General features: G+C 67.7%; 16 protein-coding genes. 5 read left to right on the forward strand and 11 right to left on the reverse strand.

What is annotated here, in order from left to right:
* Window positions 1–1495 (reverse strand): DHA2 family efflux MFS transporter permease subunit (locus AB0F41_RS15540; protein WP_357424162.1); only part of this gene is annotated, 1495 nt, incomplete at its 3' end.
* Between the two features lie 238 nt (window positions 1496–1733).
* Between AB0F41_RS15540 and AB0F41_RS15545 the strand changes: the two genes are divergently transcribed.
* From AB0F41_RS15545 to AB0F41_RS15555, 3 genes are all read left to right on the forward strand, one after another.
* The gene (locus tag AB0F41_RS15545; RefSeq protein ID WP_357424164.1) at window positions 1734–2339 is read left to right on the forward strand and encodes a dihydrofolate reductase family protein; all 606 of its coding nucleotides are present in this window, start codon (window positions 1734–1736) and stop codon (window positions 2337–2339) included.
* Window positions 2340–2417: 78 nt separating this feature from the next.
* Window positions 2418–2705: a type II toxin-antitoxin system prevent-host-death family antitoxin gene (locus tag AB0F41_RS15550; protein ID WP_357424166.1), complete on the forward strand. Its 288-nt coding sequence runs from the start codon at window positions 2418–2420 to the stop codon at window positions 2703–2705.
* Window positions 2702–2962 (forward strand): Txe/YoeB family addiction module toxin, encoded by a 261-nt coding sequence (locus tag AB0F41_RS15555; RefSeq protein WP_357424168.1) that lies wholly within the window; start codon window positions 2702–2704, stop codon window positions 2960–2962. The genes AB0F41_RS15550 and AB0F41_RS15555 overlap by 4 nt, the downstream gene beginning before the upstream one ends.
* A gap of 83 nt (window positions 2963–3045) precedes the next feature.
* Here AB0F41_RS15555 and AB0F41_RS15560 read toward each other — a convergent pair whose 3' ends face one another.
* The 6 genes from AB0F41_RS15560 to AB0F41_RS15585 all read right to left on the reverse strand — a co-directional run bounded on the left by AB0F41_RS15560 (window position 3046) and on the right by AB0F41_RS15585 (window position 9329).
* Complete coding sequence (locus tag AB0F41_RS15560; RefSeq protein WP_357424170.1) at window positions 3046–3909, reverse strand: alpha/beta fold hydrolase; 864 nt, start codon at window positions 3907–3909, stop codon at window positions 3046–3048.
* A gap of 102 nt (window positions 3910–4011) precedes the next feature.
* Entirely contained in the window at window positions 4012–5280 is a 1269-nt protein-coding gene (locus tag AB0F41_RS15565; protein ID WP_357424172.1) for a pentapeptide repeat-containing protein, read from the reverse strand.
* A 121-nt stretch (window positions 5281–5401) separates the two neighbouring features.
* On the reverse strand, window positions 5402–5659 hold the full coding sequence (locus tag AB0F41_RS15570; protein ID WP_357424174.1) for a hypothetical protein: 258 nt from the start codon (window positions 5657–5659) through the stop codon (window positions 5402–5404).
* A gap of 2 nt (window positions 5660–5661) precedes the next feature.
* Window positions 5662–7338, reverse strand: a complete 1677-nt coding sequence (locus AB0F41_RS15575) for an FAD-dependent oxidoreductase (protein WP_357424176.1) — start codon at window positions 7336–7338, stop codon at window positions 5662–5664.
* Between the two features lie 53 nt (window positions 7339–7391).
* A complete protein-coding gene (locus tag AB0F41_RS15580) occupies window positions 7392–7763 on the reverse strand; it encodes a nuclear transport factor 2 family protein (RefSeq protein WP_357424178.1) in 372 nt (123 codons plus the stop codon).
* A gap of 30 nt (window positions 7764–7793) precedes the next feature.
* Window positions 7794–9329, reverse strand: coding sequence for an FAD-binding protein (locus AB0F41_RS15585; protein WP_357424180.1), 1536 nt, complete (start codon window positions 9327–9329; stop codon window positions 7794–7796).
* A 324-nt stretch (window positions 9330–9653) separates the two neighbouring features.
* On the opposite strand from AB0F41_RS15585, the gene AB0F41_RS15590 reads away from it, so the two are divergent.
* Both AB0F41_RS15590 and AB0F41_RS15595 read left to right on the forward strand, forming a co-directional pair.
* Window positions 9654–11288: an NAD(P)/FAD-dependent oxidoreductase gene (locus AB0F41_RS15590; RefSeq protein ID WP_357424182.1), complete on the forward strand. Its 1635-nt coding sequence runs from the start codon at window positions 9654–9656 to the stop codon at window positions 11286–11288.
* A 95-nt stretch (window positions 11289–11383) separates the two neighbouring features.
* The gene (locus AB0F41_RS15595) at window positions 11384–12067 is read left to right on the forward strand and encodes a PadR family transcriptional regulator (protein ID WP_357424184.1); all 684 of its coding nucleotides are present in this window, start codon (window positions 11384–11386) and stop codon (window positions 12065–12067) included.
* Window positions 12068–12151: 84 nt separating this feature from the next.
* Here the strand turns inward: AB0F41_RS15595 and AB0F41_RS15600 are convergent, their stop codons facing one another.
* The 4 genes from AB0F41_RS15600 to AB0F41_RS15615 all read right to left on the reverse strand — a co-directional run bounded on the left by AB0F41_RS15600 (window position 12152) and on the right by AB0F41_RS15615 (window position 14619).
* Window positions 12152–12793, reverse strand: a complete 642-nt coding sequence (locus AB0F41_RS15600) for a Dabb family protein (protein WP_357424186.1) — start codon at window positions 12791–12793, stop codon at window positions 12152–12154.
* Window positions 12786–13133, reverse strand: a complete 348-nt coding sequence (locus AB0F41_RS15605; protein WP_357424188.1) for a hypothetical protein — start codon at window positions 13131–13133, stop codon at window positions 12786–12788. The genes AB0F41_RS15600 and AB0F41_RS15605 overlap by 8 nt, the downstream gene beginning before the upstream one ends.
* Before the next feature lie 166 nt (window positions 13134–13299).
* A complete protein-coding gene (locus tag AB0F41_RS15610; protein ID WP_357424190.1) occupies window positions 13300–13644 on the reverse strand; it encodes a DUF397 domain-containing protein in 345 nt (114 codons plus the stop codon).
* Window positions 13645–13707: 63 nt separating this feature from the next.
* Window positions 13708–14619, reverse strand: a complete 912-nt coding sequence (locus AB0F41_RS15615; RefSeq protein WP_357424192.1) for a DUF5753 domain-containing protein — start codon at window positions 14617–14619, stop codon at window positions 13708–13710.
* Between the last annotated feature and the right edge of the window lie 435 nt (window positions 14620–15054).

Consider the following 15054-nt stretch of genomic DNA (forward strand, 5'->3'; position numbering starts at 1 on the left):
GTCCGAGGGCGGCCACGGTATCCGTGAGTATCTGGCGGAGAACGTGCTGGATTCCCTCGAACCGGAGATGCTGGATTTCCTGTCCGATATCTCGGATCAGGTAGGCGCCCTGGAACGCCTCCGCCAGCGCGGGGGCGAGCGCCGCGTGTGCGGCGGGGTCCAGCGCGTGCAACGCCTGCAATCCGCCCGCGATCGGCAACAGCGCGGACAGCACCACCGCGACCACCGCGGTCCCGATGGCCATCACCGTGGTGTTGATCAAGTTCACGGTCGTGCTGCCACCCGCCTGCTGGTCGGGCGTCAGCGCGCGGGTCGCGGTGGTGATGGCGGGCATCATGGTGCCGCCACCGCCGGCGCCCATGAGCAGCATCGCCGCGCACAGGCCCCAGTAGGAGGAATCGGTATCCAGCTGGGCACGGAAGAGCAGGAAACCCACCACCCCGACCGCTATCGAGACCGGTAGGTACCGCCCGGGCGGGAAACGGTCGATGAGCCGGCCCGCTATCTGCATGGTCGTTCCGGACGCCAGCGCGAACGGGATACCCAGCGCGCCCGCCACCAACGCCGATTCACCCCGCACCACCTGGAAGTACAGCGGCTGCAACAGCATCGCGCCGAAATAGCCCGCCGCGAACAGAGCGAGCAGGGCGGAGGCGGCCCCGACCTCGCGGCGGCGCAGGATCCGCAGGTCGAGCAGGGGCTCCGGAGCGGTGAAACCGCGGTGCACGAAGATCGCCACCAGAGCCGCGCCGAGCAGCAGCGGCAGCACAACCGGGCCGAGCGGAAAGCCGCCGTGCTCGCCCGCGGCGGTGACCCCGTAGATCAGCAGAGCCAGACCGGGCGACATGAGCGCGATCCCGACCGTGTCGAGCCGCCGGCGCGGTTGCGGATCGTCGACGGGGAAGACCCGCAGGGCGAGGGCCAGCACCACCACGGCGACGGGAACGTTCACGAAGAACATCCAGCGCCACGACATCTCGTCGATCAGATACCCGCCGAGGACCGGGCCCGCCAGCGGAACGACCAGGATCGCCAGACCCATCGTGCTCATCGCGCGCCCCAACCGGTCCGGACTGGCCGCGCGCAGCAGCACGGTCATCCCCACCGGCATGAGCAGCCCACCGCCGAGCCCCTGCACCACCCGGAAGGCGATCAGCGACTCGATGTTCCAGGCCGCGCCGGCCAGCAGCGAACCGATCGCGAAAATCGTCACGGCCACCAGGTACAGGCGTTTCGCCCCGAATCTGCCCATCGCCCACGCGGCCACCGGGACCACCCCGGCGACCGCCAGCGCGTATCCGGTCGACACCCACTGGATGGTGGCCAGTGGCGCCGCGAATTCGGCGGAGAGCCGATTGATCGCCACGTTGACGATGGTCTGATCGAGGGTCGCCATGATCGAGCCGACCACCAGGACCAGGGCGATCGTCATCGGCTTCCGGGTGGCCGGACCGGGCGGTGGTGCGGTGGTGGCGGTGCCGGTCGATATCGTCATCGGTTTTCTCCCGTATGCGTTCGGCGTCCCCATCGGCCGCCGCCCACCACCTTTCTTCCTCAACCATTATTGAGGTCAAGCGGTGATCACGCGCCCGGCACCGACGAGGCGTTGGGAGGTGCCGGGGTCGCGGGATCAGGGATCGAGCACTCATCGCACCGACCCGGTCCGATGAGTTGTCCCGGGCTACTCCGTCCAATCGGTTGACACGGTCGGTTACCGAGCAAGGAGTGGGACGATGAGGAAGATCACCGCGGGCATGTTCGTGGCTCTCGACGGGGTGGTCCAGGACCCGCAGGACTGGCACTTCCCGTATTTCAACGATGAGATGGGGGCCGCGGTCGGCGCTCAGATGGATGCCGACACCCTGCTGATGGGCCGGGTCACCTACGAGGGGTTCGCCGAGGCCTGGCCGGCCCGCGAAGCCGAAGGCGGCGAGGACGCGTTCTTCGCCGGGAAACTCGGCGATGCCCGCAAGATCGTGGTGTCATCCCAGGACCTCGAGCTCACCTGGCGCAATTCGGAGCTGCTGCGCGGAAATCTGCTGGAGGCGGTGGCGGCGTTGAAGGCGGAACCGGGTGGCGATATCGCGATCAGCGGTTCGGTTTCCGTCGTGCGCCAGTTGCTGGCCGCCGGTTTGCTGGACGAACTGCACCTGCTGGTGCACCCGATCGTCGTCGGCAAGGGTATGCGCCTGTTCGATAGCGGCGGCACCCTTTCGCTGGAACTGCTCTCCTCGACCACCTTCACCACCGGCGTGGTCCACCTGGTCTATCGCCGGGCCGAAACGGGCGGCGCCGGTGGTTACGAGCAGGCAAAAGCCCATATGCCCGCCGGGGACTAGCGGGCAATCCTGCGCTCCCAGATGGTGCAATACCCTCAGACCACCCGGGCGCGTACAGGAATCCTGTACAGTGAATGAATGCGGCAGATTTCCTATACCGAAGCCCGCGCGACCCTGGCAAAGGTGCTCGACACGGCCACCGATGACCTCGAAGAGATCGTGGTCACCCGCGCCGGGCACGAGCCGGCGATCGTGGTTTCGCTCCGTGAATACGAGGCGTTGAAGGAGACCGCGCATCTGCTCGGCACCCCTGCCAATGCGCGGCATCTGCAACGGGGGCTGGAGGAATTCGCGGCCGGAGGGTTCATTCCCGGCGACCGCCTGGACGTGCCGGCCGACGATGACGATTCGGCAGGCGTGGCGTGAAGCTCCACTTCGCCGGCGAAGCGTGGAACGACTACGTATGGACGGTTGCCAACGACAGGGCGGCGGCACGCAAGATCAACCGGCTGTTCGATGACATCGTGGTCCACGGCCAGGCCGATGGAATCGGCAAGCCGGAGCCACTGCTGCACAGTCTGGCCGGCTGGTGGTCGCGGCGGATCACCCAGGAACACCGACTGGTGTACCGGGTCGAGAACGAGGTGATCCACGTCCTGTCGTGCCGTCACCACTACGAGTAGCCCCGGCTTCAGGGATCCGATCGGTGTGCGAGACCTCCCGGCAGCGAATCGGGCGTGGCGACGCCGGGAGGTAGAGCGTGAGTTCAGCTCGGGCGGGTGAGGAAGGCCAGCACCGCTGACTCGAACGCCGTCTTCTGCTCGATCATCGCCCAGTGTCCGCAGTCCGGGAACACGTGCAGTTCGGCCTTCGGGATGGTGCGCATGGGCAGCAGCGCCATATCGAGGGGGCTCACCCGGTCGTCACGGCCCCACGTGACCAGCGTCGGCGCCTTGACCTTGTGCAGCATCGCCCACGGCGGCGGCGCGTCCGCGGCGTCCATGGCGCGCACCATCGCGGTGAACGCGGCCCGGCTGTACATGCGGCGGGCGCTGTCGAGGGTGGCCGGATCGGTGGCCTGCTCCCAGCGTTCCTCGATCATCTGCTCGGTGACCAGCGCCGGGTCGTGCACCATCGAGTGCAGCCAGGCGATCAGCCGTTCCCGGGTGGGGTTCTCGGTGAACTCCTGCAGCAACCGGATCCCCTCCCCCGGCCCCGGGCTGAAGATGTTCTTGCCGATACCACCGATGGTCACGATCTTGCCGACCCGGTCCGGATGGGCGATCGCGTAGTTCAGCGCCACCCCGCCGCCCATCGAATTTCCGACGATATCGACCCGGTCGAGCCCGAGGGCGTCCACGAAACGGACCACCGCTTCCAGCGCGGTGACCATCGGGTGACCGCCGAAATCGTCGCTGACGCCGAACCCGGGGAATTCCAGGATCAGGCACCGGAACCGCTCAGCGAAGACCTCGAGGTTGCCGCTGAAGTTACGCCAGCCGGTGACTCCGGGCCCGGATCCGTGTAGGAGTAGCAGCGGCGTTCCCGACCCGGCCTCGTGGTACCGCAACAGTCCCGCGTCGGTGCGCACTTCCCGCAGCGTCTCCGCGGCGCCGAGTACCGATGTCATCGTCCAACCTCCATATCGCCTGCTTCGCCGACCACGGTGCCACTTCCGGGGCGGTACGCGTGGGGGTTTCCCGGTGAACGGACCGCCGAGTCCCCCGTGCGGTCACCGGGCGGCCGGGGGTGGCCGAAAACCCTTGGGCCAGATGGTGGCCTCGTCGTGGGTCACGCCGTCGAGGTTCGCGCCGTCCATGACCGCTCCGGTCAGATCCGCTCCGGCGAGATCTGCACCGGCCAGGGTCGCTCCGGTCAGATCCGCACCGGCAAGGTTCGCGCCGTCCAGGTTCACCTCGGTGAGGCGCGCACCGGCGAAGTTCACCTCCGACAGGTTCGCCCGAGCGAAATTGGCGCGGGTCAGGTTCGCTCGGTCGAAGGTCGCGCCGGTGAGATCGGCGCCGGAAAAGGTCGCGAAGGAGAGATTCGCGTCGTCGAAGGAGGTCGCGAGCAGGCGGCCGTCGTCGAAGCCGGCGTAGACGAGATTCGCACCGCCCAGGCGCGCGCCGGTGAGGTCGGCGCGGGAAAGGGTCGCGAAGGAGAGATCGGCGAAGGCGAGTTGGCTGCCGGAGAGATTCGCGCCACGGAGGTCACCGCCGCGCAGATAGGTGCGGTCCAGCCGGACTCTGCGCAGCGGCGCGGGGGCGGCATCGCTGGAAACCGACAGGGTCGCTCGGGGCAGGCACAGTCTGTCCAGGTCCGGCCCGTAGCCGATATCGTCGGACCCCGGGTCGCGTCGCACGATGGCGGTCAGCACGGCCTGGACGTCGATCGGTGTGGCGTCCGGCGGATCGGGCACGGGGCCCGGGAAGGTGGTGGGCCCGCTGACCTCCGCCGTGCACGCGGTCGCCTGCGGATGGGTCCGCAGGAAGGAAGTGAGCAGCGTGAACACCGTCGGCTGATCGGCGGGTGAATCCTTGGCGAGCCGTTCGAGCAGGTAGATACCCGAGAGCCGGACGTTGATCTTGTCGGAGGAGAGCTGTTCGGCCGCGACCCGGAACCGGTCGGTGACCGCGGTCTGCCGGGACAGGTCGTATTGGTCGTCGGTCGCGCGCAGGGATTGACCGGAGAACCAGAGGGCGGCGACCGCGGCGCCGGACGCGCCGATTGTGGCGACAGTGGTCGCCATGGCGGCCAGCTTCTTCCAGCCCGGCCAGTACAGGAACCGGACCGGCAGGGATCGCCGCGCCGGCTCCGTTCCCCGGGCGGGCGGTACCGGTGCTCGCAGCGATCGGCCACGACCCGCGACAACGAGACGGTTACGCGCCAACTGAACACCCCCGGACCCACCGACTACCTCGAAGCAATTGCCCGCCACCATATCCCGATCCGGGACCACATGGCGGGTCCGCCGCCGGGCGCTCTGGGAGGACGTCACCATCCGGGCAGCCGCCGGGGCGACCTCGTATCCGGGACACCTGCCGGTGCGCCTGGTACCGGCACCGCTGCCGAGGTCGGTGCGGACCTCGGTGTCTGTGCGTTCGGACGGCCGCTGCGCCGGCTCAGCCGAGGCGGCCCGGTACCGGTTCCCGGCGCAGTCCGTCGGTGGACAGCTCGCCTTCGGTGACTGCCCGTTCGATCGAATCACGCAGCGCCGGGCAGGTCGGAATCCATTGGCTGGGTTCCCCGAGAGCCGCCCGGCGCGCGAACTCCGGGCAGGCCGATTCGGCGTCGTCCAGCCATTGGATGCTGGTATGGCTGGGACTGAATTTCTCGACCAGCACCCGATTTCCGCAGTTGGCGCACTGTATGGGTTGCACGGTTACTCCTCGGTCGGCCGGTTGCGGGCCGCGTGGCGGGCGCCGATATAGCCGAACACCATCGCGGGTCCGATGGTGGCGCCCGCACCCGCGTAGTCGGTGCCCATCACGGCGGCGGAGGTGTTGCCGGTGGCGTACAGACCGTCGATCACGGTGCCGTCCGCCCGCAGCACCTGCCCGTTCTCGTTGTACACCAGCCCACCCTTGGTGCCCAGGTCGCCGATGCGAATCCGTAACGCGTAGAACGGCGCCCGGTCGATGACATCCAGAGTGGGATGGGGCAGCGAGGGGTCGCCGTAGTAGTTGTCGTAGGCGCTCTCGCCGCGTCCGAATTCGGTATCGCGGCCGGTCCGCGCGGATTCGTTGTACCGCAGCAGCGTCGCCTCCAGCGCGGCGGTGGGCGCTCCGATGGCCGCACCGAGTTCGGCGACCGTGTTCGCACTCACCACCAGTCCCGCGGAGAGCCAGTCGGCGGGGAACTTCTGGCCGGGCATGATGCCGCCGATCGGATAGCGGTTCTTGGCCCGGGAATCGAAGATCATCCACGCCGGATCGTGACCACCCGCCAGCTGGGCGTGTACGAAGGTGACGTACGGCGCCGCCTCGTTGGTGAACCGGACGCCCGAGCCGTTCACGATGATCGAGCGCGGGATGGATCGTTCCGATACCAGGACCTGGTTGATCCCCTCGGGCCGCTGGAACGACGGCATCCACCACGCTTCGTCCATGAGATCGACGGCGGCGCCGATCTGTTCACCGGCCAGGATGCCGTCGCCGGTGTTATCGGTGGAAGCGGCGCTGAAATTGTCCCGGCCACCCGCCGGTAGATGCTGTTTGCGCAGGGCCTGGTTGTATTCGAAGCCACCGGTCGCCAGGAGGACACCGTGGCGGGCCCGGATACGCACCTCTGCGCCGTCGCGCTCGGCGACCACCCCCAGCACCGTGCCGGAATCATCGGTGATCAGCGAGCGCATCGGCGTATTCAGCCAGAGCGGCACATCGGCGTCGTGCAGGGCCAGCCGCAGCCGGGCGATGAGGGCGCGGCCGAGGGTGTCCATATGGCGGCGCAGCAGCACGGCTTTCACCGCGCGCAGGCCGGTGAGCAGTGCGGTCCACCGGGCCTTCCAGGTCCGGGTCACCATATTCAGCTGGACGAAATCCTTCGAGGTGATGAAGAGTCCCGGCGGTGTGGCCAGCGCGGCCGGGCGCAACCGATCCTCCTCGGCGCCGAGCTTTTTCAGGTCCACCGGCAGCGGTTCGATCGAACGCCCCGCGGGCCGCCCGCCGGGCGCCTCCGGGTGGTAGTCGGAATAGCCGGTGCACCACTGGAAACGCAGATGCGGACCGCTGCGCTCCAGGAAATCCAGCATCGCCGGACCCTCGTCGATGAAAGCATCGAGATTGGCCGACGGCACCCGGTCGCCGACCACCGCGTCCAGGTAGGCGCGCACCTCGGCGCGGGAATCACGCAATCCCTCGCGCAGCAGCACCGGATTGTTCGGCACCCAGACGCCGCCACCGGACAGCGCGGTACTGCCGCCGTAGTAGGCGCCCTTCTCGATGACGAGGGTGTCCAGGCCCCGGTCGGCGGCGGCCAGGGCGCCGGTGAAACCACCGGCGCCGCTGCCCACGACCAGGAAACCCACTTCGTGATCCCAATGCTGTTCGCTAGCGGACACGGATCTCTCTTTTCTCGCGGAACTCGGCGTCAGCCGAAGCTGATGTCTCGGCGTCAGCCGAAGCTGATGTCGTCGGCGGACCAGAACGCGCGCATGCTCGTTATCCGCGCGTCGGCGTCGAAGCTCATGACGTCGATCGGTTCGACGGTGATGGTCCGGTCACCGGTCTCGGTGATCACCCGGAAGGCGAATGCGGCGTGGTCGCCGCTGACCCGCAGGCTCAGCAATTCGGTACTGCGGCGGGATGATTCGAGACTGCTGTAGAACTTCTCGATGGCGGCGCGGCCGGTGTGTCCGGGCGCGCCCACGGGATCTTCCAGGGTGGCGTTCTCGGCGTAGAGTTCGGCGATCTCGGCCGCGGTCCCGGTGGCGACGGTGTCGAGGTAACAGCGCACGGCCGCGCGGATCTGCTCCGGTTCGGGCATGGGTTTTCCTGTTCTGGGAGAGGGTCGGCGTCAGCGGCCGAGCAGGTCGAGGACGGCGAGATGGCCGAACAGCATCGAGGCGCCGATGGGGTTGCCGCCGCCGGGGTAGACGGTGCCGCTCACCGCGGCCATGGTGTTGCCCGCGGCGTACAGGCCGGGAATGGGCGATCCGTCGCGGCCGAGGACGCGGGCGGCGGTATCGGTCCGCAGACCACCCTTGGTGCCCAGGTCGGACAGGCCGAACGCGGCGGCGTGGAAGGGTCCCTGGTCGATCGGCACCATCGGCGACTCGCCCTCGGAGAAGGCGCGGTCGTAGGCTTCGTCGCCGCGGCCGAAATCGGTATCGGCGCCGGCCGCGACCATCGCGTTGTACCGGTCGACGGTGGCGACCAGATTCGCGGCCGGTACCCCGATGGCCGCCGCCAGTTCCGCCAGAGTGGCGGCGGTATGCCACAGGCCCGCGGCCTCGTATTTCTCGGATTCGACCATCGACACATTGGTGGCCTGCACCGGCGGCCGCGCGCCCGCGCGGTCGTCGTAGATCATCCAGTACGGGAGGGTCAGGGTGCCGGCACGCAGGCGTTCGATGGCCGCCCGGCCGAGCCGGTCGTAGGGGGCGGATTCGTTGACGAACCGGTTACCGTCCTGGTCGACGAAGATTCCGCCGGTGAACCACAGGGCGAACGCGGACCGGCCGTCGGGATGGGTGAGTCCCGGCGACCACCACGCCTGGTCCATGAGATCGGTATCGGCGCCGGCAGCGATACCCGCTTGATGCGCCCGGCCCTGGTTTCCCGGCGGGCCCATCGTGTCGCGGGCCGTGCCGGGCACACCGTAGTGCCGGCGCATCTCGTCGTTGCCCTCGAAACCGCCCGCCGCCAGGATCACGCCCCGCCGCACCTTGATCGCGACCGTTCCGGAGGGGCGTTCCACCAGCGCCCCGATGACGCGGCCGTCCTCGACGATCAGGTCCACCAGCGCGGCATTGCGGTGCAGGCGGACCTCCGGATAGGTCGACAACGCGCGCAGGAAGCGGCCGATCAGCGCCTGCCCGCCGATCAGCAGATCCGGCGGCGGCGCGCCCAGGCGGTCGGTGTCGAGCGGGCCGCGCAGATGTTCGCGCAGTGCGCCGAGTTCGGCCGCCGGGAGCGGGGCCGGCACGATATGACGCTGCCCGTCGAGCCGGGCTTTCGGCGCGGCACCGAAATAGTCGGGCCACGGATACATGTGGAATTCGAAATGCTCGTCGCTCTCCAGGTATGCGATGAGGTCGCGGCCGCGACGCACGAAGGTCTCCTGGAGTTCGGGCGGGGTGCGGTCGCCGACGACGGACCGGAAATAGATCAGGGCGTCGTCGAGGGTGTCATCGGTCCCGGCCCGCTCCAGCACCGGATTGCAGGGAAACCAGACCCCGCCGCCACCGGAATACGCGGTGGTGCCGCCGAATTTGTCCGTCGCCTCCACCACCGCGACCGACAAGCCCTCCCGGGCCGCGGTGTAGGCGCCGGCCAGGCCGCCACCGGAACCGGCCACCAGCACATCCACTTCGTCGTCGAAGTCCACCATCGTCTCCTTCTGCTGCGGGCCCGGGCCGAGATCTGCGACCGGCTCACGCGGTGTTCCGCCGCCGGCTCACGCCGGTAGAGGCCGACGGTAGGTCCGGCGCCGCGCGACGGATAACGGTCTTCCCGGTCACCGGGAGAGCACCCGGATGCGGTGCGGAAAGGCGGCGGATGCAGGTGCGGGACCGGACGGCGGGCGGATGCAGGTGCGGGCCGCGTGGCGGGTGAATGTGATTGTGCCGGTCAGCGGGAGAACCGGCCGCCGGGCACGCCGGGGGTCCTTACGGTCGCAGCAGACCAGCGGATACCGATGCCCAAGGGAGGCACTGTGAATCACCCGACGACGCCGTCACCAGGGAGTACGCGGACCCGAGTCGACGTGGCGGTCGTCGGCGCGGGTATCGCGGGCCTGTACGCGCTGCACCGGTTCCGCAGCCGCGGACTCTCGGTGCGGGTCTTCGAGGCCGCCGACGGCGTGGGCGGGGTCTGGTACTGGAACCGCTACCCCGGCGCCCGCTGCGATGTGGAGAGCGTGGACTACTCGTACTCGTTCGACGACGACCTCCAGCAGGAATGGAACTGGAGCGAGAAGTACGCGGCGCAGCCGGAGATCCTGGCCTACCTCGATCATGTCGCCGACCGTTTCGACCTGCGCCGTGATATCGAATTCGGCACCCGCGTCACCGATATCGCGCTGGACGAGCAGACCCTGACCTGGCAGGTGGACACCGATACCGGCAGCGCGGTCACCGCGCGGTTCGTGGTGCTGGCGACCGGGCCGCTGTCGAATGCCAACACCCCGGCGATCGACGGTCTCGACACGTTCACCGGACAGCTGCTGCATACCTCGGCCTGGCCCCACGAGGGCGTCGATCTGACCGGGCAGCGGGTCGGGGTGATCGGCACCGGCTCGTCGGGAATCCAGGCCATCCCGGTGATCGCCGAGCAGGCGAAGCGGTTGCAGGTGTTCCAGCGCACCGCCAACTACAGCGTCCCGGCCGGGAACATCCCGCTCGATGAGGCGCGTCGGGCCGAGCAGAAGGCCGACTACGCCGAGCGCCGCCGGCTGTCGATGTCCAGCGGCGGCGGATCCCCGCACCGTGCCCATCCGAAGTCCGCGCTCGAGGTGAGTGAGCAAGAACGCCGCGACGCCTACGAGCAGCGCTGGCAACTCGGCGGGGTCCTGTTCAGCAAGACCTTCCCGGACCAGCTGACCGATCCGGCGGCCAACGACACCGCCCGGCTGTTCTGGGAGGAGAAGATCCGTGCCGAGATCGACGACCCCCGGGTGGCCGACCTGCTGATCCCTCGTGACCATCCGATCGGCACCAAGCGCATCTGCACCGATACCCACTACTACCGGACCTTCAACCGGGAGAACGTGCAGCTGGTGGACCTGCGAGCGACGCCGATCGACCGGATCGACGCGGGCGGCCTGCACACCACCGGCGCATATTTCCCGCTGGACACTCTGGTGCTCGCCACCGGGTTCGACGCGATGACCGGATCGGTGGCCAAGATCGCGATCACCGGGCGCGGCGGGCGCACACTCAACGAGGCATGGGCCGACGGCCCCGAGACCTATCTGGGCCTGGGTATCCCCGGCTTCCCGAATCTGTTCAACCTGACCGGTCCGGGCAGCCCGTCGGTGCTGGCCAATATGGTGCTGCATTCGGAACTGCACGTGGACTGGGTGGCCGAGGCGATCGGTTTCGTCGACGAGCGCGGTGCGACGGCCATCGAGGCCCGCGCCGACGCCGCGGCCGGCTGGGTCAACGAATGCGCCGACCGGGCGGCCGGCACCCTGATGCCCCGGGCCAACTCCTGGTATCTCGGTGCGAACGTCCCGGGCAAACCGCGGGTCTTCATGCCGTTCGTGGGCGGTTTCGGGGTGTACGGCGAGATCATCGCCGAGGTGGCGGCGGCCGAGTACAAGGGGTTCGATCTCCACCCGGCGCCGTAGCCGGCGAGTGTCCGGATCGGGGCCCGTCCACACGCCGCCCATTCTGTGGTGGTCATATGCCGGACCGGCATATGACCACTGATAGCATTCGGCGAATGACGACGAGCGAATCCGACCCGGTGCAGATCAACCTGCCACCGACCAGCTGGGCGGTGCTCGCCATGCTCTCCTACGAGGAGGAGATCTCCGGGTACGACCTGAAGAAATGGGCCGACTGGAGTATCCGCTACTTCTACTGGAGTCCGTCCTACAGTCAGATCTACTCGGAACTGAAGAAGCTGGAAAAGCACGGTTTCGCCCACTCGCGGGTGGATGCCGACAACGCCATGCGCGGCCGGCGCCTCTACCGGATCACCCCGGCCGGCCGCGCGGCGGTGACCACGTGGACCAACAGCTCGCCGGTCGACCCGCCGATGCTGAAACACCATGTGATGCTGCGGATCATGTTCGGGCATCTCAGCTCGCCGGAGCGGCTCAAGGAGATCCTGCGCGACCATATCGCCGACGCCGAACGGCTCGAACACAGCGCGGCGGTGGATTCGGAGGCCGCGAGATCCGAACCCGGCTGGGCCTATTCCCAGATCGTGCTGAAATGGGCCGAACGGTACTACGCGTCCGAACGCGACCTCGCCCAGCAGCTGATCGACGATATCGATGCGGCCGAGAAGGCACTGGTGGCGGCCGTCCGCGACGACCAGATCGACTATCCGCACCCCACCCCGGGAAGCTGGCGCGAGGTGGAGCGGCGGGTCAAGGAACAGGACCCCGACCGGCGCTGAGTCACCGCGAACCCGGCACCGCACCGATGCCCGGATACCCGAACCGGCACGACCGCCGAACACCCGAACCGGGGCACGACTCGGTCAGCCGGTGAGAACCGGCTCGGTCCGGAGGCAGAAGCTGTGACCCACCCTGTCCCGGACGATGCACTCCGGGCATTCCGGGTCGAACCAGCGGTCCACCAGACCCCAGTGCACGGGATGCGTGAGGTAGGCGCCGGACAATCCGTCGAGGTCGGTGAACTCCTGCTCCCAGATATGCGTCCACTGCGCGGAGCCGATACTCCGGTCGGCCCGGCTCAGTTGCCAGGCGCGGATGGTGGGGATGTGGCCGGGCATCCGCAGCAGGTCGGCCTCGAATTCGGCCAGTACCGGCGGCGGTGTCGCCGGATCGGCCCGCAGCAGCAGCGTGCGATGGACCGTACCGGCACGGCGGGGTTCGGCGATACCGCCCACGCCGCGACCGTGATCGGCGCCGTCGACGCGCAATACCTCCACCCGATCGCACACCTCGGCCAGCAGGTCGGCGGCCGCTCGACTCGCGTCGGGTTCGGTGAAACTCGCGCGCAGCAGGAGATCGCCACCGTTGCGAACCCCGGGCAGAGTCGGTTCGACCAGCGCGCAGCGCGCCGGGCCGACGGCGGCCCGCAACGCGCTCCGCAGAGTTTCGATCGCGGTCGGGCCGGTATCCGGGGCGAGATGGATCAGGCGGGTGATCTCATACATCGGACAGCGCCGCGAGATCACCGGCCGCGGCGGCCGATTCGCGAGTCCGACGGGAGATCAGCGGCTCGATCCCTGCCCACCACCGACCCGGTTCCGGGTCCGGGCGGCCCTTCCAGGTCATCTCCCACCATCCGGTCGGCCCGTCGAGTTCCCAGGTCACGGTGACCGTATTGGACCGGTCGTCGAGCCAGAGCGGCGGTGCCACCAGCACTTGCGCCAATGTCATACCGCGCTCGATTGCACCCGGCACGTATTCGGCCAGATAGCGGTCCACGAACTCCCGTGCGCGACCGGGTCGCGTCACGATCCGGTCGACGATATAGACCTTTGCCGTCGTCATCGGCCCACGGTATTGCGGAGAGAAGCAGGCGTGAACAGACCTGCCCGATGTCCGGGACGTCCCGGCAACTACCACTTGGCGAGGAGCAAGCGCCGCCGGTTTTTCAGCCGAGGTAGGGGCTCGACCACTGTTCGGCCTGATTCCGCAGCCGTACCGTCTCGTGCACCTATGCCGCCGCGAATTCCCCTACTTCGACACCGGCCACGAACGCCGCCCATTCGGGGATGGTGAACCACAACGAGGCATCTCCCGCAACCACCGATACCCCGAAGACACTTCGCATAACCGCCGGCAACGTCGGATCGGTGCCCTGCGCCGGATCGACGACGTTCGAGAGGAAGTCTTCCCATCGGGAGGCCGGGACTTCGATCATTGGCTGCCGAAGCGGGTCGTTTCCGGACTCCAGCAAGTACTTGCTGTCCCGGATGTGCACCGTCTCTCCATGGAACCGGACCTCTACACAGGTGTGTTCCGAACCCGAGAAAGACGACTTGAACCACCGCGAACGCATGGCGTCATGCTAGTCCAGCGTCTTTGCGGCTGATCCGCACTGAACGCCCGGATGCACGGTCCGCTACGCCATGCCATGTTCTATTGCCCGGATGAGTTCAACGGAGGCCGCGCGGTCGAGAGCAGACGCGCGTGCCTGCGCGTACTGGTACTTCAACTGCTCGATCAACCGGAGGTCGTCGATGAGTTCGGCGTATACCGCAGACTCGAGCCAGGCAACTGTCGGCAGCCGTGGGCTGTCGAAGTCCAGAAAATGCACGGTTGCCGCGTTGACAGCTGCGCTCCCTTGGGCGGTGAACGGGATAATCCTCAGGTCGAGGGTGTCCGGATGGCTCTCGATCACCTCGACAACATGCCGCAGTTGTGCACGCTGAATCTCACGTCCGCCCACCTGCTGCATCAGTGCGGACTGGCCCACGACAACCGTAAGTCGCAACGGATCCTCTCCGGTAAGGCGCTCCTGCCGCTCGACACGAGCCCGTACCCGCTGTTCCGACTCGGCCGGCTTCGTCGCGACAGGCGAGGTGGTCAACGCCCGAATGTAATCCGCCGTCTGCAGTAACCCGGGTATCACGCAGCCTTCATAGCTGTCGATGGACGAAGCGCCGTGCTCGAGTCCGTAATACCGGAGGGTGTTCTCGCCGTACAGAGCCGAGTACTGATTCCACCAGCCTCGGTCCTTCGCCGTAGCGCGCAACGCGAGTAGCTCGGCCCGTTCCTCTGCTCCAACCTCGAGAAGATCTAGTAGCGCAGAGAGTTTGGTCTCCGTCATCACGCCTTTGAAGTTGACGACCTGCGACCAGTAGGTGGCGCCGATACCGAGGGTCTTCTGTATCGCGCCCGATGTGACACCGAGTTCCTTTGCACGCTGCTTGATTCGGAGCATGAGTTCCCAAACAGCAACGGTCGGGGATGTCGGTGGCATGAATCTCCCAAAGGCTGGCGATGCGGACTTCAGCGGAACGCCCGTGAGCATACCGGACTCCAGCAGGATGTTGATTACTGAATTTCAGTACTATAACTTCACACTCGCGAGCCCGGTCGGGCTCCGATCAGTCATCACCGCACTCGAAGGGGATCGAGAAGACGATGTCGGTGCAGGTAGTCGATGGGGTTTGGATGGTCAGCGACCGGTGTGCGCATCGCGCGCGCTCGGTGGGGCAGGGCGGCTGGGTGGTCTCGTACCTACCGGGGCGGACACTCGACTTCGGGCAGGCATCGGCGGCGCTACGGTTCGCGGAGTTTGCTTGCGATGCGGAAGATTTCGCGCGGATGCTCGGTTTGACCACTCGGGAGGCCATACACCTCGCACTCACCGATCAACCGTCCTCGTTGCGTACGTTTCGGAGCGAGAGGCAGTTCCGATGAGGCGAGAATCCCGGAGCGCCGGGGCCGCGTCGAAACGGCATGC

The sequence above is a fragment of the Nocardia sp. NPDC024068 genome, assembly GCF_040638875.1.
Lineage (GTDB): Bacteria > Actinomycetota > Actinomycetes > Mycobacteriales > Mycobacteriaceae > Nocardia.

Bases quoted from the DNA above. Each gene is read 5' to 3' on its own strand.
- AB0F41_RS15595 (WP_357424184.1), top strand. From the start codon at position 11,384: ATGACGACGAGCGAATCCGACCCGGTGCAGATCAACCTGCCACCGACC.
- AB0F41_RS15560 (WP_357424170.1), bottom strand. From the start codon at position 3,909: ATGACATCGGTACTCGGCGCCGCGGAGACGCTGCGGGAAGTGCGCACC.
- AB0F41_RS15550 (WP_357424166.1), top strand. From the start codon at position 2,418: ATGCGGCAGATTTCCTATACCGAAGCCCGCGCGACCCTGGCAAAGGTG.
- AB0F41_RS15585 (WP_357424180.1), bottom strand. From the start codon at position 9,329: ATGGTGGACTTCGACGACGAAGTGGATGTGCTGGTGGCCGGTTCCGGT.
- AB0F41_RS15615 (WP_357424192.1), bottom strand. From the start codon at position 14,619: ATGCTCACGGGCGTTCCGCTGAAGTCCGCATCGCCAGCCTTTGGGAGA.
- AB0F41_RS15580 (WP_357424178.1), bottom strand. From the start codon at position 7,763: ATGCCCGAACCGGAGCAGATCCGCGCGGCCGTGCGCTGTTACCTCGAC.
- AB0F41_RS15545 (WP_357424164.1), top strand. From the start codon at position 1,734: ATGAGGAAGATCACCGCGGGCATGTTCGTGGCTCTCGACGGGGTGGTC.
- AB0F41_RS15605 (WP_357424188.1), bottom strand. From the start codon at position 13,133: ATGACGACGGCAAAGGTCTATATCGTCGACCGGATCGTGACGCGACCC.
- AB0F41_RS15610 (WP_357424190.1), bottom strand. From the start codon at position 13,644: ATGCGTTCGCGGTGGTTCAAGTCGTCTTTCTCGGGTTCGGAACACACC.
- AB0F41_RS15565 (WP_357424172.1), bottom strand. From the start codon at position 5,280: ATGGTGACGTCCTCCCAGAGCGCCCGGCGGCGGACCCGCCATGTGGTC.
- AB0F41_RS15600 (WP_357424186.1), bottom strand. From the start codon at position 12,793: ATGTATGAGATCACCCGCCTGATCCATCTCGCCCCGGATACCGGCCCG.